The sequence below is a fragment of the Pseudomonas trutticola BRTCR10 genome, from assembly GCF_056155105.1.
In genome coordinates, this window is the sequence record NZ_CM149552.1 from 884979 (window position 1) to 905343 (window position 20365).

Genomic DNA, 20365 nt, shown 5'->3' on the forward strand with positions numbered 1-20365 from the left:
AGGCCGATACTCCTCCCATCACTTATTCACGCAGGGAGTTTCTCCATGAACGTATTCGTCACCGGCGCTGCCGGTTTTATCGGTGGCTCGATCGCCACCGGTCTGGTCCAGGCCGGGCATAAAGTCACCGGTCTGGTGCGCAGCGCAGAACAAGCCGATGAGCTGAAAGCACTGGGCATCACCCCGGTGATCGGCACCCTCGACGACAAAGCATTGCTCGCCGAACACGCCCGTGCCGCCGACGCCGTGATCAATGCAGCCAGCAGCGACCATCGCGGCGCGGTCGAGGCCTTGCTCGACGCCTTGCGCGGTTCCGACAAAGTGTTCCTGCACACCAGCGGTTCGAGCATCGTCGGCGATGCGTCGGGCGGCAAATCCAGCGACGTCATCTACCATGAAGACAACCTGCCGGAACCGACCGTCGACAAAGCCGCCCGTGTGGGCATCGACAACCTGATTCTCGCCGCCGCAAAGGATGGCGTGAACTCCGCTGTCATCTGCAACACCCTGATTTACGGCCACAGCCTGGGCGTCAATCGCGACAGCGTGCAGTTGCCACGTCTGCTCAAACAGGCACGCAAAAGCGGTGTGGTCCGCCACGTCGGCACTGGCCAGAACATCTGGTCCAACGTGCACATCGAAGACGTCGTCGCCCTGTACCTGCTGGCGCTGAACAAAAACGTTCCGGGCACTTTCTACTTCGTTGAAAGCAGTGAAGCGTCGTTTATCGACATGACTACCGCCATGGCCGAAGCGCTGAACCTGGGCCAGCCACAAGACTGGCCACTGAAAGACGCCGAAGCCGAATGGGGCTATGAAATGGCCAACTACGGCCTCGGCTCTAACAGCCGCGTACGCGGCAAACACGCCCGCGAACTGCTGGGCTGGGCGCCGAAGCGTACGTCGGTGGTTGAATGGATTCGTAACGAAATGGTGTGAGTCGTACACCACGCGTGTAAACGCCACCTAACCTGTGGGAGCTGGCTTGCCAGCGATAGCGGTTGAGCAGTCACCATCTAAGTTGAATGTGCCGCCGCCATCGCTGGCAAGCCAGCTCCCACAGGTTTGCGCATTCTGTCTGAACGAATACGATCAAAACTGTGGGAGCGAGCCTGCTCGCGAAAGCGGTGCTTCAGTCGATAGAGATGTTGAATGCGAGACCGTCTTCGCGAGCAGGCTCGCTCCCACATAGGTTTCTCATCTGCCAGGAGACTTATGAAAATCCCGCCCCGCGATTTTCATTAATCGCGACACGACATATCCATCCGCGACACGCCTTACCTCTCCACGAAAATTACTTTCATGCGGTTTGAAATCTCGATCTCGAAATGATTTATGAGTTTCACAACCCATTCGAACGTGACCCTTTCGAGGAGTACCGCATGACGCCTTCCTTCGGCTATTGGCTGCTGGTGTATGCCGCCGTCGCCATCATCGCGCTGATCGTATTGATCGCCCGTTATCGGCTCAATCCGTTCATTGTCATCACGCTGATTTCCATTGGTCTGGCACTCGTGGCGGGGATGCCGCCGTCGGGCGTGGTGGGTGCGTATGAGGCTGGGGTGGGCAAGACGCTGGGGCATATTGCGCTGGTGGTGGCGCTGGGGACGATGCTTGGCAAGATGATGGCCGAGTCCGGCGGTGCCGAGCAGATGGCCCGTACCTTGATCGAAAAATTCGGCGAGAAAAACGCGCACTGGGCGATGGTCTGCATCGCGTTTCTGGTGGGATTGCCGCTGTTTTTCGAGGTCGGTTTCGTGTTGCTGGTGCCGATTGCCTTCACCGTGGCGCGGCGCGTCGGTGTGTCGATTCTTATGGTCGGCCTGCCAATGGTCGCCGGCCTGTCGGTGGTGCACGCACTGGTGCCACCGCACCCGGCGGCGATGTTGGCGGTGCAGGCGTATCAGGCGTCGGTCGGGCAGACCCTGTTGTATGCGATTGCCATTGGCATTCCGACAGCGATCATTGCCGGCCCGCTCTACGCCAAATTCATCGTGCCGCGCATTCAGTTGCCGGCGGATAACCCGCTGGAAAAGCAATTCCTCGACCGCGAGCCCCGCGACAGACTGCCGGGTTTCGGCATCACCATGGCAACCATTCTCTTGCCGGTGGTGCTGATGCTGATCGGCGGTTGGGCCAACCTGATTTCCACGCCGGGCAGTGGCTTCAACCAATTCCTGTTGTTCATCGGCAACTCGGTGATCGCGCTGTTGCTGGCGACATTGCTGAGTTTCTGGACGCTGGGCATCGCTCAGGGTTTCAACCGCGAATCGATCCTCAAGTTCACCAACGAATGCCTGGCGCCGACCGCCAGCATTACTTTGCTGGTGGGCGCGGGCGGCGGCTTGAACCGGATTCTAGTGGACGCAGGCGTCACTGATCAGATCGTCGGCCTCGCCCACGAATTTCACCTGTCTCCGCTGATCATGGGTTGGCTGTTCGCGGCGTTGATGCGGCTTGCCACCGGTTCCGCGACCGTGGCGATGACCACCGCGTCCGGCGTGGTCGCGCCAGTGGCCATTGGTCTGGGTTATCCACACCCTGAGCTGTTGGTGCTGGCGACCGGCGCCGGGTCGGTTATCTTTTCCCACGTCAACGACGGCGGCTTCTGGTTGATCAAGGAATACTTCAACATGACGGTCGCGCAGACGTTCAAGACCTGGACCGTGCTGGAGACGTTGATCTCGCTGGTCGCTTTCGGTCTGACCGTGGGCCTTTCTTACCTGCTGTAACCGGAGCCTGCCGCCATGGACATCCTCTACCAGATCCGCGCCCGCCAGGATTCCTTCAGCGCCGGCGAGGGCCGCATCGCCCGGCTGATGCTCGACGACGTCGGTTTTGCCGCCTCCGCCAGCCTCGAAGATCTGGCGCAACGCGCCGAGGTCAGCACCGCCACGCTGTCGCGGTTTGCCCGCAGCGTCGGTTGCCGTGACCTGCGCGACCTGCGCCTGCAACTGGCTCAGGCCAGCGGCGTCGGCAGCCGTTTCCTCGACCCGGCGGGCACGCCTGAGCAGTCGGCGTTCTACGGGCAGATCGTTGGCGATATCGAAACCACGCTGCGTCAGCATCTCGCAGGTTTTGACGAATCACGCTTCGCCGACGCGGTGAAATTGCTCGGCCAGGCGCGGATGATTCACGCCTTTGGCATGGGCGGTTGCTCGACCTTGTGCAGCGACGAATTGCAGGTGCGTCTGGTGCGCCTCGGTTATCCGATTGCGGTGTGTCATGACGCGGTGATGATGCGCGTTACCGCTGCCAGCCTGAACGCCGAACAAGTGGTCATCGTCTGCTCGCTGACCGGCATCACCCCGGAACTGCTAGAGACAGTCGAACTGGCGCGCAACTACGGCGCGCGCATCCTCGCCATCACCCGCGCCGACTCGCCGCTGGCCGAACTGGCCGACATCGTCCTGCCGCTGCAAGGCGCGGAAACCTCGTTCATCTACAAACCGACAGCGGCGCGCTACGGCATGCTGCTCGCCATCGATGTGCTCGCGACTGAACTGGCGCTGGCCAATCCTGAAGACAATCAAGAACGTCTGCGGCGGATCAAACTCGCCCTCGACGAATACCGTGGCGGTGACGATCACCTGCCGCTGGGAGACTGACATGCTGTACGACACGCTGATCCGCAACGCCACCGTCATCGATGGCAGCAACACGCGCGGTTACTGCGCCGACGTGGCGATTCGTGCTGGCCGCATCGAGCGCATTGGTGACTTGCACGACGCCAGCGCTGCCGAAGAAATCGACGCCGGCGGCCGCGTGCTGGCGCCGGGTTTTATCGATGTGCACACCCACGACGACACCGTGGTGATCCGCCAACCCGAGATGCTGCCCAAACTCAGCCAAGGCGTGACCACGGTGATCGTCGGCAACTGCGGGATCAGCGCCTCGCCCGTGACGCTGAAAGGCAATCCGCCGGATCCGATGAACCTGCTCGGCACCGCGGCCGCCTTCGTTTATCCACGCTTCAGCGATTACCGTGCGGCGGTCGAAGCGGCGAATACCACGTTGAATGTGGCGGCGCTGGTCGGCCACACGGCGTTGCGCAGCAATCACCTCGATGATTTGTTCCGTACCGCCACGCCTGAGGAAATCGCTGCGATGCGCGAGCAATTGCGCGAAAGCCTTGAGGCTGGGGCCTTGGGTTTATCCACAGGTCTGGCGTACGCCAGCGCCTATAACGCCTCTACCGATGAAGTGAAGCAACTGACCGAAGAACTCACGGCATTCGGCGCGGTGTACACCACGCACCTGCGCAGTGAATTTGAACCGGTGCTGGAAGCGATGGACGAGGCGTTCAGCATCGGTCGTCATTCGCGCTCACCGGTGATCATTTCCCACCTCAAATGCGCCGGAGTCGGTAACTGGGGGCGCAGTCCGCAGTTGCTCGCATCGCTGGAAGAAGCCGCGAAAACCCACCCGGTCGGCTGCGATTGCTATCCCTACGCGGCAAGTTCTTCGACGCTCGATCTGAAGCAAGTCACCGACGCCCACCGCATCACCATCACCTGGTCGACGCCGCATCCGGAAGTCAGCGGCCGCGATTTGATCGACATCGCTGCCGAGTGGAACGTGCCGCTGATAGACGCGGCAAAACGCCTACAACCGGCGGGTGCGGTGTACTACGGAATGGACGAGGCCGATGTGCGAAGAATCCTCGCCCATCCGTTGTCGATGGTTGGTTCTGACGGACTGCCGGAAGACCCGTTCCCGCATCCGCGCCTGTGGGGTGCTTTCCCACGGGTGCTCGGGCATTTCAGTCGTGATGTCGGGCTGTTTCCGCTGCACACCGCTGTGCACAAGATGACCGGGTTATCGGCGGCACGATTCGGCTTGAAGGAAAGAGGCGAGATTCGCGAAGGTTATTGGGCGGACCTGGTGTTGTTCGATCCACTGACCGTGCGCGATGTGGCGGATTTCAATGACCCGCAACGAGCGGCGCAGGGCATTGATGGCGTGTGGATCAACGGCGTGTTGAGTTACCAGGAGGGGCAGTCTTCAGGACGCCACGCAGGACGGTTCCTCGCCCGTGAAGATGACCTGCGCAAAGGTTTTGTATAACCGCAGTTGCAGGTTTGCGACGTGGTCTGGATTTTTGTGCAGTGATGGCACATTGGAATTAAAGATTCCCTCGACCAAGCCGAATCGCTGACATTCAGTGGATTTGGCGTCTGTCGCCCCAGGGAGTTTCATGTACCGCGTTTGTTTGTTCGCAGCCGTCACATTACTGGCCGGTTGTGTCAGTCCACAAGCACGCCAGGCGGCGGAAGCCGAGACCTTGTTCAAGGATATCCTCGCGCGTCCATTGGTCAGTGATTCGGTTATGCGCGAAGGCGATATCCTGACGTTCCAGATCAGTCAGTCCGGCAATGCGCAAGCGGCGGCAGGCGTGGTTTTTCAGATGGAAGCCTCCTGCGCGGCCGACCGTGCCAACTTGCTGTATCTGGGCGGCGGCGGTCGGATGTATCCGGGGCTCAATGGTCACCAGTACTCGATCGGTCGAGCGATGCCGGCCAACGTGCTCGGCATGTTGAAAAACAACCCTGACTTCATCAAGGCGTGTGCCAGCACGCCGGCGTCGGATTGGCGAGTGGTCAAAGGCAGCGGCGAGGAGCAATGGGTATTGTTTGATCGCAACAGTCTCAAGAAGGACGGTTCCGAACTGAGATTCTGGGCGGCTTACGATAACCCCTTGATTGGATTCGATGCGCCCTACGACGCTCCCTATGCGCAGAAGCGCGAGCGTTACGCAGTCGATTGTGGCAAGCAGACCTACCGTGTGGTGGCGGGCTACGATCTGGATGCCGACAACACTGTCACGGATGGACAGGACGCGATCGCACTGACCTCCAATGCAATCAGCGGCAGCAACGACGACTACGAGCTGCTGTTCAAACTGGTCTGTGAAAAACCCGAATCGGCAGCGCAACTGCCCAGGTTCGTTGCCCGCGCAAAGAAAAGCGCTCCAGTGACTCTGCCAACGCTTACCCCGGCAGTGACATCAGCCATCAAACAACTGAACATGCCGGACGCCGTTAAACCGCTCAACTATGTGGAAATCACGGGCCAGTCGAATTACCAGGGCAAGACTATAGACATGCGCGAAGTGCGCCGCTTTGAAATCGATAGCGCCTCGCAGCAACTGAGTCTGCATTTGTCGGGCGCCAATTATGAGAGCGATGCCGTGACCTTTCGCGGGCTGCTGGATCTAGCGAAATTGAGCCGTTTCAGCGTCTCGAAGGGGCCCTCGATGAAAGACACGTCCAGTGTCATCAACCTAAGCTTCAGCGGCGACTGGCAGCATATGCCGGTCAACGGACACTTGGCCTACAAAGCAACGTTCAGCAGCACTAACTCGCTGCTCGGCAAAGTCGACGAGCGCCAGGAAAACACCAACTGCACCGTTGTTCGCGAACTGTCGGCGAGCCAACTCAATTCAACCTTGAGCGGCTCGGCCAAAGAGTTGAGGTGCAGCAAAGAAGGCGATGAGTACAATCGGGTCAACACCTACTACTACTTGTCGGATTATGCTTACTTCTTCTTTGCACGCACCGACAAGAACCGTTTTTTCTACAGCGATCTGGTACTCAAGACGCTGCGTTGATCCGGCCATTTGGCCCGTCCAGACGGGCCTTTTCCATAGGCGAGAGCACTCCCATGAGCTTCGGCAAAACCACCCCGATCCTGCGGATTTTCGATGAAGCCAAAGCCGTAGAATTCTACGTCGACTTCCTCGGCTTCAAGATCGACTGGCAGCACCGTTTCGAGGCGAACTTCCCGTTGTATCTGCAGGTGTCGCGTGGCGAGTGTGTGCTGCACCTGTCCGAGCATCACGGCGATGCAACCCCCGGTTCGGCGCTACGCATCGAGACCGATGAGCTGGAGGCGTTCCAGCAGCAATTGGTGGCCAAGGACTACAAGTTCTCGCACCCACAGATTCAGGCGATGCCGTGGGGGAGTCAGGACATGACGATTGCTGATCCGTTTGGCAATCGGTTGGTGTTCACCAACGCGATCAGTGTTTGAAACAGTTTCAAGCCGCATGGAAAAGCCCGCTGCCAAACCACCAAGGTCTGCCAGCGGGCTTTTTCGTCACTCGGTCGGCACTAACTTGTCCAGCACGCGATTAACCGCCAACTCCGCCAGCATCACCACTTGAGCGATGCCTTGCAGGGTTTTGCGGTGGGTGCCTTCGACCATCGCAGCGTGGTTATGCAGCATGACGGTGGCCGAGCCGAGGGTTTCACTGGCATCGACCAGCAGCGACTCGGTATCGGCTTCGGGGTCGGTCATGTACAGCTTGTTGGGTTTGTAGGGCGCGGCCATTATCTCGGCGGTTGGTGGTCCGAGGTAATGGTCGAGGGCGCGCTCGGCGGCTTCGTGGAATTTCTTTGAGTCGGGGGATTCGTACGGGGAGGCCGGGTCGGTGACCGGTGGGTTTGGCGTTACTTTGAACATAAGCTGTGTTCCCTTCATTGAGCTTCAACCCTTCTGCTACTAAACGGAAGGGAGGCAGCTGTACGCAGGTTAGTAGACCGGGGAACTCAGCTTAAGCCGGCGCGCCGAAGCGCCCTACGTACAGCCACCATCAAGCTCAGGTACGAGAGCACCTGTGATGAATGTACGACCAGCAGAATTACCACGGGCTACTAAACCCGATCACTGGGAATCAGTGACCCGATTGAAGTTACGCAGCAAGCCCTGGACGCACAAGCCGGCGGATTCTGGTACATGCGTAGGCAGTGGCGCAAGGATTTGTAGGCTCTTGCGCGTAACACTGAGTGTCTTTAAACACCTATGGTGTAAGAGGTTTATTGCGCTACAGAGTTTGAGGATTTGCCTGTCGGATCTCGGTGCGGCGACTGACGCCATCGCTGGCAAGCCAGCTCCCACATTGACTGAGTCGTACGCAAAATTTGGCTTCACCAAAAAACCTGTGGGAGCTGGCTTGCCAGCGATGAGGCCAATCCAGTCACCCGCGATGCGTCTGCCGAAACTCCCCGGGCGGCATCCCGCGCCGACTCTTGAACGTGCGATGAAACGACCGCGGTTCGGTAAAACCCAGATACTGCGCAATGTCCTGAATCGGCAACGTGCTGTTCAACAGGTAATGCTCAGCCAACTCCTGGCGCAGATCATCGAGAATCTGCTGATACGACGTCCCCGCCTGATGTAACTGGCGCTGCAATGTGCGCACCGACACCGCAAGTTGCTCGGCCACTTGCTCCTTGCGCGGCAAGCCTTCCTTGAGCAACTGCCGCAGGATGCCTTTCACCTGCTGCGCCAGCGACGCGTCCTCCAGCGTCGCCATCAAACCCATCGCATGCTCTTCCAGCGTACGCAGCAATTGCGCATCGGCCTGGCGCAACGGCAGTTGCAAATACGCTAACGGCACGATCAGCGCCGAATAGGGCTGATCGAACAACACCGGGCAATCGAAGAACTGCTCATATTGCGCCAGCGTCACCTCGTCCGGGCGCGCATGCTCCAGCCACACAGCGGCCGGCGACATCTGCGTATCGGCAATCCAGCGCGCATATTGCAGCCAGGAGCCGAGCACGTTTTCCACCAGATGCCGACGAATCCGTGGGCGCTGATAACGGCACGTCCAGACCAGATGCACATGGCCGTCCTGCATCTCGGCGCGACTCACGCCCATGTCGCCCACCAGTTTTTCGAACGGCATGATCCGGCTCATGGCATCGCCAAGGGTCGCGCAGTTCATGGTGATGTAGCCGAGCACGCTCCACGAGTTGGGCAAGACGAAATTCGCCGCGTTGAGCCCGAACAACGGATCGCCCGAGTGCTCGCAGAAATAATCCAGCAACTTTTCATGGGCCTCACCCGGCAGACGCAGGGTGTTGTCGCTCAACTGCTGCGCCTGCAAGCCGGCCGCCGCCAACGCCGGCTCGATGGCCATGCCCAATTGCTCGGCATGGCGCAAATATTTGAGCAGCGGCGGAACGGACGTGAAGCCGAGCGATTGCATGATCGTATTCCCTTGATCAAAGCCTGCATGAGCGGATGAATGCCCTGAAAGGTAATTTGAAACCACGGCTAAAGTAAATGGCTGACGCTTGCGCGACGTTTGACTCAATTGGCTACACGAACTGGCCGGATGCGACCGTGACACTTTTTGGCCGCCGACTAGTATGGGGGCCTGAAATATCCATCATAAGAACCGGAAAAGGACACACGCATGCGACGCTGGAACGGCTGGGGCGATGCAACCACGGTGGTCGAACTGCCGGCCCAGGGCGCGAGCTTTCTTGCGCAACGCTTGGGCAACGGTCGAGCGCTGCCCGACGCAACGCTGGAAGCGGCGTTGGCTCGTGTCCCGGCCTCGCGGTTGCAGGCGCACACCTTGTACAGCGTCGATGCCCATGACCGGTTGCTCCACGCCCGGGGCCAGAGCCTGCCGGACTGGCTGGCGTTGCGTGAAGGTGCGCTGGGCAAGTATCCCGATGCCGTGGCGTTCCCGGAGACTGCCGAGCAGATTCGCCAATTGCTCGCGCTCGCCCATGAGCGGGACCTGTGCCTGATTCCTTATGGCGGCGGCACCTCGGTAGCCGGGCACATCAATCCGCCGGACTCCACGCGTCCCGTGGTGACTGTATCGCTGGCGCGAATGAATCGCCTGATCGATCTCGACGAACAGAGCCTGTTGGCAACCTTCGGCCCCGGCGCCAGTGGCCCGCAGGTGGAAAGTCAGTTGCGCGCCCGAGGCTACACGCTGGGGCACTTCCCGCAGTCGTGGGAGTTATCGACTCTGGGCGGTTGGGTCGCCAGCCGTTCCAGCGGCCAGCAATCGTTGCGCTATGGGCGCATCGAGCAATTATTCGCCGGCGGCACGCTGGAAACCTTCGCCGGTCCGTTGGACATTCCAACGTTCCCGGCCTCGGCGGCAGGGCCTGATCTGCGCGAAGTGGTGCTCGGTTGTGAAGGCCGTTTCGGGATCATTTCCGAAGTCAAAGTGCGGGTCAGCGCACTGCCCGCTGACGAACGTTTCTACGGCGTATTCCTGCCGAGCTGGACCAAAGCGCTGCAAGCGATTCGCCAACTCGCTCAAGCGCGCGTGCCGCTGTCGATGCTACGGTTGTCCAACGCCGTGGAGACCGAAACGCAATTGGCGCTGGCCGGTCACCCGCAACAAATCGCCTGGCTGGAGAAATACCTGAGCCTGCGCGGGGCGGGCGAGGGCAAGTGTCTGCTGACCTTCGGCGTGACCGGCAATCGTCGGCAAAACGCGCTGTCGCTGAGCCAGGCCCGCCAGCATCTGAAAGCCTTTGGCGGTGTGTTCACCGGCACCTTGCTCGGCAAGAAGTGGGCACAGAACCGCTTCCGTTTCCCCTACCTGCGCGAGAACCTGTGGAACGCCGGTTACGTGGTCGACACCCTCGAAACCGCCACCGACTGGAGCAACGTCGACAACCTGCTCAACCTCATCGAAAACAGCCTGCGCGATGCCTTGGCCGCTGAGGGTGAGCGGGTGCATGTGTTCACGCACCTGTCCCACGTTTACGGCGAAGGATCGAGCATCTACACCACCTACGTGTTTCGCCCGGCGGTGGATTACCCGGCGACCCTGGCGCGCTGGAAAGCGCTCAAGCACGCGGCCAGCCAGACCATCGTCGACAACCACGGCACCATCAGCCACCAGCACGGCGTCGGCAAGGATCACGCCCCGTACCTGTTGCGCGAAAAAGGCGAACTGGCGATGGACACCTTGCAGGCGCTGAGCCGCCATTTCGATCCGGCCGGGCGCCTCAACCCCGGCACGCTGTTGCCGGAATGACGGTCATGCGCCCGAACTGGAACGCCGCATGGCGCCAGCAGATTCTGCCGACACTGGCGGATGAAAGCTGGGATCTGATCGTGATTGGCGGCGGCATCAGCGGCGCCGGGATTCTGCGTGAAGCTGCACGCCGTGGCTGGCGGTGTTTGTTGCTGGAACAACGCGATTTTGCCTGGGGCACGTCCAGTCGCTCGTCAAAAATGGTCCATGGTGGTTTGCGATATATCGCCAAGGGCCAGTGGCGCCTGACCCGTGATTCGGTGCGCGAACGTCAGCGCTTGCTTGATGAAGCACCGGGGCTGGTCGAGCCGATGAGTTTCCTGATGCCGCACTATCGCGGTGGTTTTCCCGGGCCGCGTGTTTTCAGTGGTTTGTTGTCGGTGTATGACGCGTTGGCCGGGCGGCGCAGCCACCAGTTTCATGACGCGCAACAACTGCGCTACCTGGCACCGGGCGTGAAGGAAACCGACCTGCTCGGCGGCACCAGTTTTGTCGACGCGCTGACCGATGATGCGCGGCTGGTAATGCGTGTTTTGAGCGAGGCGCGGGCCGACGGCGCGGTGGTGCTCAACGGCGTGCGTGTCGAGCATCTGCTGCGTGAGAAGGGGCGAGTGTGCGGCGTTCAGATCGAAGATTGCGAGGCCGGCGCGACCCTGCAATTGCGCTGCGGCGTACTCGCTGTGGCGACTGGCGCATGGGCTGAGCGCTTGCGACCGACCGAGGCACCACGCCAATTACGGCCGTTGCGTGGCAGCCATTTGCTGCTGCCGGGCTGGCGCTTGCCGGTGGCGCAGGCCTTCACCTTTCTGCATGAGCGCGACCGACGCCCGGTGTTCGTTTTTCCGTGGGAAGGCGCGACGGTGGTCGGCACCACGGACCTTGATCACCGCGAGGATCTGGATCAGAGCGCGAGCATTAGCGGCGAAGAGCTCGACTATCTGCTGGCGGCCTGCACGCAACAATTTCCCGCTGCGCACGTGAGCGCTGCGGATGTGCGGTCGACGTGGTCGGGCGTGCGTCCGGTGGTGGGCAGCGCGGGTGCGCATCAAGACCAACCCTCGAACGAAACCCGTGAACACGTACTGTGGCAGGAGCCCGGTTGCGTCACGCTGGCCGGCGGCAAGCTGACGACGTTTCGCCCGCAAGCCATCGAAGTGCTCAAGGCTTGCGCGAGCATGCTTGATCGTCCTTTCGTTGATGATGCTGCGCCAGTGTTTGCCGCTGTGCCGGCGCTGCCGATCCCGGTACTGAGCAGCCATCAATGGCGACGTCTCGCCGGACGCCATGGTCGTGACCTGCCAAGGCTGGCGCAACTGCTCGCAGACGTCGGCCACGATACGGTCGGCGCCACGGACACTCTGTGGGCCGAACTGGCTTTCGCCTGTGAGTCGGAAATGGTTCTTCACCTCGACGATCTGTTGCTGCGCCGCACGCGTCTCGGTTTGCTGCTACCCCTCGGTGGCGAAGGTTATTTCGCGCCGATTCGCCAACTCTGCCAGCCGCGACTGGGCTGGGACGATGAGCGATGGCAGCAGGAACTCCAGCGTTATCAGGCGTTGTGGCAACGCCATCACGGTCTGCCGGATGCCACGCCTTGATGTCCCTTGAAGAGAGCTCCATGGATAACCCACCGAACAAGCGTTACCTGCTGGCCATCGACAACGGCACCCAGAGCGTGCGCGCGCTGCTCTTTGATTTACAGGGCAATCTGCTCGGCAAAGGCAAGGTCGAATTGCAGGCGTATTACTCGAAGCAACCGGGTTGGGCCGAGCAGGATCCGGAATACTACTGGGCGAAACTCGGCGAGGCTTGCCAGCAGGTGTGGGCGCAAACCGGGATTGATCGCTCGCAGATTGCCGGTGTTTCCCTGACCACCCAGCGCGGCACGGTGATCAATGTCGATGCCGAGGGCAAACCGCTGCGCCCGGCCATTCTGTGGCTCGATCAACGCCAGAGTGAAGTCGAAGGCGGGATCAAGGGGCCGTGGGGCTGGCTGTTCAAACTGGTCGGCGCGCAAGCCACCGTGGATTATTTTCGGGCCCAGGCTGAGGCTAACTGGATCGCCAGACACCAGCCGGATATCTGGGCGGCGACCGACAAGTTTTTGCTGCTTTCGGGGTTTCTGACTCATCGCTTGTGCGGGCAGTTTGTCGACTCGGTGGGCTGTTGCGTCGGCTACCTGCCGTTCGACTTCAAGCGCCTGAAATGGGCCGCGCCTTCCGACTGGAAATGGCAGGCGTTGGCGGTGCGTCCCGAGCAATTGCCGAGCCTGCACAAACCCGGTGAAACCCTCGGCTACATCACCGCCCAAGCCAGCCGCCATACCGGGATCCCCGAAGGCCTGCCGCTGATTGCCGCCGGTGCCGACAAGGCTTGCGAAGTGGTCGGTTCCGGCGTGGTCGATGCGGGCACGGTGTGCCTGTCCTACGGCACCACGGCGACGATCACCAGCACCCGCTCGCGCTATCTGGAAATCGTCCCGTTGATCCCGCCGTACCCCTCAGCGGTGCCGGATCAGTTCAACTGCGAGGTGATGATTTATCGCGGTTACTGGATGGTCAGCTGGTTCAAGAACGAGTTCGGTTTGCGCGAAATGCAGAAGGCGAAAGCGCAGGGCATTGAGCCCGAAGAGCTCTTCGATGCGCTGGTCAACGAGGTGCCGCCGGGGTCGATGGGTTTGATGCTGCAACCCTACTGGTCGCCGGGCATTCGTGAGCCGGGTGTGGAGGCCAAAGGCGCGATGATCGGCTTCGGCGACGTGCACACCCGCGCACACATTTACCGGGCGATTCTGGAGGGGCTGGCGTATGCCTTGCGCCAGGGCATGGAGAAGATCGAGCGGCGTTCGAAGGTCTCGATCAAGCGTCTGCGGGTGGCGGGCGGCGGCTCGCAGAGTGATGCGGCGATGCAGCTCACAGCGAATATTTTCGGGTTGCCCGCCGAGCGTCCGCATGTGTATGAAGCGTCGGGTCTGGGCGCGGCGATTTGTTGTGCGGTGGGGTTGGGGTTGCACGCGGATTTCCCCACGGCCATCGCCGCGATGACCCGGGTGGGCGCGGTGTTCATGCCGCAACCCGAGGCGCAAAAAATCTACGAACAACTCTACAAGGATGTCTACCTGCGCATGTACCGCCAGCTCAAACCGCTGTACCAGAGCATCCGCAAAATCACCGGTTACCCCGCCTAGCCGACCACCACAAATACCTTGTAGGAGTGAGCCTGCTCGCGATAGCGGAGTGTCAGCCAACATCCATTTGAATGACACACCGCTATCGCGAGCAGGCTCACTCCTACAGGGGGCGGCGGTGTTTTGGAGATTGTGCAATTGGCGCCATTGGAGAGTTTTTCTGGTGAGATCGGACAGTGTCAGCGCCTGGGGCGGTTGTTAGGCTCATGCCTCACAGCACATCCAATAAGAACCAGAAGCATGAAGCTGACATTCCTCCTGTTGCTGCTTTTTGCAACGGCCCCGAGCGCTTGGGGCTGGTCGAACCATACGGTGGGCAGCTATCTGGCGTTGCAGGATCTGCCAGCGTTGCGCGATGCGCCACAGGTGGAAGTCGAACCGCTGGAGCAGTTTCTCACCGAGCAATATCCGGCCATCGTCGCACTGCTGGAACAGCAGGAAAACTTCGCCCGCGAACACTTCGCGCAATACCCGCCACGCCCCGACCAGCTGAAATTGCCCGCAGTCCCCAGTGACAATCTGCGCCACGATTTCCTCACCGCGTTGCGCATCAATCCGCTCATTCACCTGGCGATGGTCATCCAGCCATTGCCGGGCAAAGACCTGCCCGAGCGTGAGCACCTCAGCGCCGATCAGGTCATGGTCGAACAGACCCTTTCACCGTGGAATCGCCAACGCTTCATCGTTGTCGCCGACGGCGAAAAAGTCGCGGCGCTTGCGGTGCTCGCCAGCGCCGCCGACGAACCGGATTACGGCCACGACATCAACCTGTTCAGCGACAACCCGGGCGCAGTCGCTGCGGTCTATGGTTTCGGCCCGCAGCCGTTCGGCGATGCGCGTTTCCAGTACAGCTCGCAGGCACCGTTCCACATGGGCTTCTTCCATGAAAACCCGGTGGTGTATGCCGCTGCCGGATTTCTTCAGCGCAGTTGGCCGGACTGGCGCGCTTATCAATACATGGGCCTGGCGCGACTGGCGTTTGCCAGCGGCCATCCCTATTGGGGTTATCGCTTTCTCGGCTGGGGCATGCACCACGTGCAGGATCTGACCCAGCCCTATCACGCCAAGCCGCTGCCCGGCGTCGACCTCGCCAGTCTTTTACTGCTGGAAGGCAAGGCGCTGGCCGGTTTCGCTGATGACAAACAGGCGTCCATCGAACGCGTTGCCACCCGGCATATGGAAATCGAAAAGTATCAGTCGAGCTGGCTACGGCGTTTGCTGCGTGCCGGACAAGCGCATCCGATGCTCGACGCTTACAGCGATTTTGCCCAGGACAAACAGTATCCGCCGTACTCCGTGGACTACTTGCGTGAGGTGGTCAGCGCCGAGTCCGTCGACGACTCCGCCGCGTTCGATGAAGCGATCGGTCAGTGGCTTGAGACTGCGCCGGTCACCAGTGATTTCAGCAGCGGCAATCAGCTGCAACGCGAAGATTTCAATCATCCGGCACTGAATCAACAGCTGTTCAAACTGCTCGGCCATTTCGGCTCGCACAGCCGGATTTATGTCAGCGCGGGATTGGTTCCATAGCCATCGCCTCAGCGTTGCGCGAACACAAAAACAATAAGAACAGGGAAGGAGAAAACTCATGATCAACACTCGATTGCGCCTGGCGGGCGCGGCGCTCCCCGGTGTCGGCCTGGCCGGGTTGCTGCAACTCTGCGCGGTCGATGGTGCGCAGGCTGCGGAGTTCAGCGTGCTGGACAAACAGGTCACCGGCTCGTTCGACACGACCTTGTCCTACGGCCGTTTGTGGCGCGTGCAGGGCCGCGACAAGACCAACGATGACGTCAACACCAACGACGGCAATCGCAACTTCGACACCGGACTGGTTTCCGAGGTGTACAAGATTACTTCGGAGCTTGAGGCCAACTATCAGAACTACGGTTTGTTCGTGCGCGGCACAGCATTCTACGACACGCAACTGATGGACAAGCGCAACGACTACTACCGCAACAACAACCCGTCACAACCGAGCCAGAGCTACCCGCAGGACGACCGTTTCACCAGCCAGACCCGCGACATCGCCGGCAGCCGCATCGAGATGCTCGACGCCTATGTCCACGGCAGTTGGGACGTTGCGCAGATGCCGGTGACCGCGCGCGTCGGTCGGCAGGTGTTCAACTGGGGCGAGGGGATTTTCTATCGCGGCGGGATCAATACGACCAACCCGGTGGACGCGGCCAAGTACCGCTTGCCCGGCGCCGAAGTGAAGGAAGTGCTGGTGCCGGTGGAGGCGCTGAGCTTCAACATCGGCCTCACCGACAGCCTGACCATGGAGAGTTTCTACCAGACCAACTGGAAGGAAACCCGCATCGATCCGGTCGGCACGTTCTACTCGCAGACCGACCTGTTCGCCGACGGCGGCAACACCGGGTACAACAACTTCAGCGGCACCGCGCTCGACACGCCAGTGCCGGGGTTTGGCAACGTCATCGGTCTTTACAGTGCCTTGGGCAACAACCCGTTGCTGAGCCAGGCCCTGCAAACCACCGGGCTGTACGCCAACGGCGTGACGCCGGCCTACGGCAATACGCTCAAGGTCGCGTCTATCGGCAAGGACTACAACGCGCGCAACGACGGCCAGTTCGGTTTCGCCTTTCGCTACATTGCCGAACAGCTCAACAGCACCGAGTTCGGCTTGTATATGGTCAATTACCACGCCAAGGAGCCGACCATCGCTGCTGATCTGGGGGGTTACAAGGGCATCGACATGAATGCCCTGACCAATCTGTTGGCGGGTGTCGCGGGCAGTCAGGCCGGCGCACTGGCCAACGGTCTGGCCACGGCGGATGTGATGGGCAATATCCAGGCGCATCGGCGCTATGCCGAAGACATCCGCATGTACGGTTTCAGCTTCAACACCACGCTGGGCGAAGCCTCGGTGTTTGGTGAAATTGCATATCGGCCAAACCTGCCGATCGGTGTTGCGGCGACCAACGATCTGATTGGCGATCTGGCCAATGGTGCAGCGGCGGCAGTGACCGGCAAAGCGATCAACGTCGGCGGGCAGATGGTCACTCTCGACAGCCAGATCAACAACGCCGAGCGCGTGGAAGCGTTCAACACTTCGCTGGGCACCATCTACAACTTCGGCCCGACGGCGTCGTTCGACTCGCTGTTCGGCATCTTCGAACTGGCCTCCGAACACTTGCGTGGCAGCAGTCTGCAATACACCGCGTATGACGGCAGTCGTCGTTACTACGCCGGCACCGGTAACTATTCCTATGTGTCCGGTGGTGATCGTGACGATCAGGTCAATCGTGATTCCTACAGCTACACCGCCATGCTCAACGGTACGTGGAACGACGTGTACGCCGGGGTCAACGTCTCGCCTTATGTCGTTTACAAGGACGACTTCAAAGGCAACAGCTATCAGGCCGGCAACACCATCGAAGGTCGCAAGGCCTACACGCTGGGGATCAAGGCCAACTACCAGAACAAGCTTGAGGCCGAGTTGCAGTACACCGAGTTCTACGGCGGCGGGCAGAACAACGGCATTCGTGACCGCGACAACGTCGGGTTCAACCTCAAGTATTTCCTGTGAGTTTCACACTCAACGCTTGGGACAACTCATCCCCCTGTGGGAGCGGGCTTGCCCGCGATGACGGCAGCACATTCGACATCAATGGTGGCTGAACCACCGCTATCGCTGGCAAGCCAGCTCCCACAGGTTTTTGTATTTTGGAGAAGAACATGTTCCACACTTCGCGATTGGCCAAGACCACGTTGGCGCTCGTCATGAGTCTGGCGGCCAGTAGTGTTTTCGCCGCCATCACCCCGCAACAAGCCGAACAACTGAAAACCACCCTGACCCCAATGGGCGCCGAGCGTGCCGGCAACGCCGCCGGCACTATTCCCCCGTGGGCCGGCGGCATCACCCAGGCCCCGGCCGGCTACAAGCCCGGCCAGCATCACCCCGATCCCTACGCGGCGGACAAACCGCTGTTCACCATCACCAAAGCCAACCTCGATCAATACAAGGCCCACCTCAGCCCAGGTCAGATCGCGTTGTTCAACAGCTATCCCGACACCTTCCAGATGCCGATCTACCCTTCGCGGCGTTCCGGTTCGGCCCCCCAGTGGCTGTACGACAACACGCTGAAAAATGCCACCTCGGCCAAGTTGCTCGAAGGCGGCAGCGGTTTTTCCGATGCCTATGGCGGCGTACCGTTCCCGGTGCCCACGGACGGCATCGAAGTGCTGTGGAATCACATCACCCGTTATCGCGGCATCTACGTCGTGCGTCGCGCTTCCGAAGCGCCCGTACAACGCAATGGCAGCTTTGCATTGGTCACTTCGCAGCAGGAAGCCCTGTTCAATTTCTACCGCCCGGGCGGCCAGTTCGCCGACCTGAAAAACATCCTGTTCTACTACGTCGCTTTCGTGAAAAGTCCGGCACGGCTGGCCGGCGGTGCCGCGTTGGTGCACGAGATGCTCGACCAGCTCAAGGACCCGCGCCAGGCCTGGGTCTACGACGCCGGCCAACGTCGCGTGCGCCGCGCGCCGAATCTTGCGTATGACACGCCGATCGCCTCGTCCGATGGCTTGCGCACGGCGGACGACACCGACCTGTTCAACGGCTCGCCGGATCGCTATGACTGGAAGCTCAAGGGCAAACAGGAAATCTACATCCCCTACAACAACTACAAAGTCGGCAGCCCCGACGTTAAATACGCGCAACTGCTCACCCCGGGCCACCTCAACCCGCAATACACCCGCTATGAGCTACACCGCGTGTGGGTGGTCGAAGGCAACCTCAAACCCGGCGCACGACATATCTACTCCAAGCGCGTGCTGTTTCTCGATGAGGACAGCTGGGGCGCCGCACTGGTCGACCAATACGACGGACGCGGGGAGTTGTGGCGCGTGTCGATGGCCTACCTGAAAAACTTCTACGACCTGCCAACGACGTGGAGTGCGCTGGATGTTTTCCACGATTTGCAGGCCCGCCGTTACTACGTGCAGAACCTGGATAACGAAGAAGCGGAGACGGTGGATTTTGCACAACCCGTGCCGGAGGATGCGTACTTCATGCCGTCGGCGTTGCGCCAGCGTGGGACGCGGTGAGGAAGGACTGCCGTTCGGAAGATCGCCGGATTTTTGCACGGCAGGATGTGCTAGCCTGCAATCAATGATTTCATTGATTGCAGGAGGGCGTCATGGCCAGCATCACGATTCGAAACCTTGATGAGAAGCTGAAAGAACAACTGCGTATTACCGCAGCGCACAACGGACATTCCATGGAGGAGGAGGCTCGCCTCATTTTGGGTAGAGCCTTGGCGACTGTTGATCGCGCCGGTGGACTTGGCAGCCGGATACGCAACCGGTTCAATGCTGTCGGCGGAGTTGACCTCGACTTGCCAGAGCGTTCAGAGAAAGCCACTGCGGTGGATTTCTCTGAATGATAGTGCTCGATACCAACGTTCTTTCAGAGTTTATGCGTGTCAAGCCAGACGACCGGGTGCTTGTCTGGGTGGATGCGCAGCCAGCGATGGATCTGGCAGTCAGCGCGGTGACAGTGGCAGAAATACTCCACGGCATCGCACGCCTGCCATCTGGCAAGCGCAAACAAAAACTTGAGGCTCATGCCATGGCGATGTTCGAAGAGGATTTTGCCGGACGCATTTTGCCGTTCGATGCGCACGCCGCTGTCGAATACGCAACGCTAGTCGCGGAGTGCGAGTCAAAGGGTCGCGCGGCTTCGATGGCTGATGCGCAAATTGCTGCTATCTGCCGAACGCATGGTGTTCCCATAGCCACCCGTAACGTGAAGGATTTTGAGTTCAGTGGTGTCGAGGTGATAAATCCTTGGCAGAGCTGAGTCACTTCATAGCTAACAAAATCATAAGAAAAAGGTGGTCGCATGAAGCTTAAAAAGGTTGGAACGAGCAGGTTGGACTCCTTCATGGTTGATGATTTTCCCGTTCTTGCCGGTCTAGCGGACCCGATAAAAAACGACGGTGAGTTGCAAGTGCGAATGGCGCTGATCGATGAGCTTTACTCGCATGCTGACAGTGAAGATCACGCAGCGGCGCGGTTTGCGGAATTGGTTGCTGATCGGGTGTATGAGTACGAGGCTGAAACGGTTTTGATTCCTTACTCATCCCAATCAGAAGCGCTGGCGTTTCTGATTTCGGAAAGAGGAGTCAAACAGAAGGATTTGTCTGAGATCGCAACTCAGAGTGCTGTTTCAGAGATATTGAATAACAAGCGAAAAATGACCGTTGCCCAGATAAAGTGTTTTGCCGAATTCTTTAAAGTACCGGTTGAATTCTTTATGCATGGCGTGGTTTGACGGGGCATGTAGTCAGCCATAACGCAATCGCGGGCAAGCCCGCTCCCACAGGTATGGAGTCGGACACAAACTCTGTGAA

At 60.0% G+C, this 20365-nt stretch carries 17 protein-coding genes; 15 read left to right on the forward strand and 2 right to left on the reverse strand.

The window, feature by feature from the left end:
• The first annotated feature begins 45 nt into the window (after positions 1-45).
• The 6 genes from ACVVH8_RS03785 (at position 46) to ACVVH8_RS03810 (ending at position 7032) form a co-directional block, all read left to right on the forward strand.
• Positions 46-939, forward strand: a complete 894-nt coding sequence (locus ACVVH8_RS03785; RefSeq protein WP_475228582.1) for an NAD-dependent epimerase/dehydratase family protein — start codon at positions 46-48, stop codon at positions 937-939.
• Between the two features lie 443 nt (positions 940-1382).
• Complete coding sequence (locus ACVVH8_RS03790) at positions 1383-2732, forward strand: GntP family permease (RefSeq protein WP_475228583.1); 1350 nt, start codon at positions 1383-1385, stop codon at positions 2730-2732.
• A 15-nt stretch (positions 2733-2747) separates the two neighbouring features.
• The gene (locus ACVVH8_RS03795) at positions 2748-3608 is read left to right on the forward strand and encodes a MurR/RpiR family transcriptional regulator (RefSeq protein ID WP_103303260.1); all 861 of its coding nucleotides are present in this window, start codon (positions 2748-2750) and stop codon (positions 3606-3608) included.
• A 1-nt stretch (position 3609) separates the two neighbouring features.
• Complete coding sequence (locus ACVVH8_RS03800; protein ID WP_475228586.1) at positions 3610-5067, forward strand: N-acyl-D-amino-acid deacylase family protein; 1458 nt, start codon at positions 3610-3612, stop codon at positions 5065-5067.
• A gap of 130 nt (positions 5068-5197) precedes the next feature.
• Positions 5198-6610: a hypothetical protein gene (locus ACVVH8_RS03805; RefSeq protein WP_475228588.1), complete on the forward strand. Its 1413-nt coding sequence runs from the start codon at positions 5198-5200 to the stop codon at positions 6608-6610.
• 53 nt (positions 6611-6663) lie between these two features.
• The gene (locus ACVVH8_RS03810) at positions 6664-7032 is read left to right on the forward strand and encodes a glyoxalase superfamily protein (RefSeq protein WP_095191407.1); all 369 of its coding nucleotides are present in this window, start codon (positions 6664-6666) and stop codon (positions 7030-7032) included.
• A gap of 66 nt (positions 7033-7098) precedes the next feature.
• Here ACVVH8_RS03810 and ACVVH8_RS03815 read toward each other — a convergent pair whose 3' ends face one another.
• The gene (locus tag ACVVH8_RS03815) at positions 7099-7464 is read right to left on the reverse strand and encodes a DUF6124 family protein (RefSeq protein WP_103303257.1); all 366 of its coding nucleotides are present in this window, start codon (positions 7462-7464) and stop codon (positions 7099-7101) included.
• A gap of 514 nt (positions 7465-7978) precedes the next feature.
• On the reverse strand, positions 7979-8995 hold the full coding sequence (gene gliR / locus ACVVH8_RS03820; RefSeq protein ID WP_103303256.1) for an AraC family transcriptional regulator GliR: 1017 nt from the start codon (positions 8993-8995) through the stop codon (positions 7979-7981).
• 210 nt (positions 8996-9205) lie between these two features.
• On the opposite strand from gliR, the gene ACVVH8_RS03825 reads away from it, so the two are divergent.
• From ACVVH8_RS03825 to ACVVH8_RS03865, 9 genes are all read left to right on the forward strand, one after another.
• Positions 9206-10801: an FAD-binding oxidoreductase gene (locus tag ACVVH8_RS03825; RefSeq protein ID WP_475228591.1), complete on the forward strand. Its 1596-nt coding sequence runs from the start codon at positions 9206-9208 to the stop codon at positions 10799-10801.
• 5 nt (positions 10802-10806) lie between these two features.
• On the forward strand, positions 10807-12399 hold the full coding sequence (locus tag ACVVH8_RS03830; RefSeq protein WP_475228593.1) for a glycerol-3-phosphate dehydrogenase/oxidase: 1593 nt from the start codon (positions 10807-10809) through the stop codon (positions 12397-12399).
• A 20-nt stretch (positions 12400-12419) separates the two neighbouring features.
• Positions 12420-13988, forward strand: coding sequence for an FGGY-family carbohydrate kinase (locus ACVVH8_RS03835; RefSeq protein ID WP_475228595.1), 1569 nt, complete (start codon positions 12420-12422; stop codon positions 13986-13988).
• Positions 13989-14228: 240 nt separating this feature from the next.
• On the forward strand, positions 14229-15518 hold the full coding sequence (locus tag ACVVH8_RS03840) for a phospholipase (protein ID WP_475228598.1): 1290 nt from the start codon (positions 14229-14231) through the stop codon (positions 15516-15518).
• A gap of 58 nt (positions 15519-15576) precedes the next feature.
• Positions 15577-17535 carry a DUF1302 domain-containing protein gene (locus ACVVH8_RS03845; protein WP_475228601.1) on the forward strand — a complete coding sequence of 653 codons (1959 nt, stop codon included), beginning with the start codon at positions 15577-15579 and terminating at the stop codon, positions 17533-17535.
• 194 nt (positions 17536-17729) lie between these two features.
• Positions 17730-19058 carry a DUF1329 domain-containing protein gene (locus tag ACVVH8_RS03850; protein WP_475231122.1) on the forward strand — a complete coding sequence of 443 codons (1329 nt, stop codon included), beginning with the start codon at positions 17730-17732 and terminating at the stop codon, positions 19056-19058.
• A gap of 92 nt (positions 19059-19150) precedes the next feature.
• A complete protein-coding gene (locus ACVVH8_RS03855) occupies positions 19151-19396 on the forward strand; it encodes a FitA-like ribbon-helix-helix domain-containing protein (protein WP_103303249.1) in 246 nt (81 codons plus the stop codon).
• On the forward strand, positions 19393-19812 hold the full coding sequence (locus tag ACVVH8_RS03860) for a type II toxin-antitoxin system VapC family toxin (RefSeq protein ID WP_103303248.1): 420 nt from the start codon (positions 19393-19395) through the stop codon (positions 19810-19812). The genes ACVVH8_RS03855 and ACVVH8_RS03860 overlap by 4 nt, the downstream gene beginning before the upstream one ends.
• 42 nt (positions 19813-19854) lie before the next feature.
• Entirely contained in the window at positions 19855-20286 is a 432-nt protein-coding gene (locus ACVVH8_RS03865; RefSeq protein ID WP_475228604.1) for a helix-turn-helix domain-containing protein, read from the forward strand.
• Positions 20287-20365: the final 79 nt, after the last annotated feature.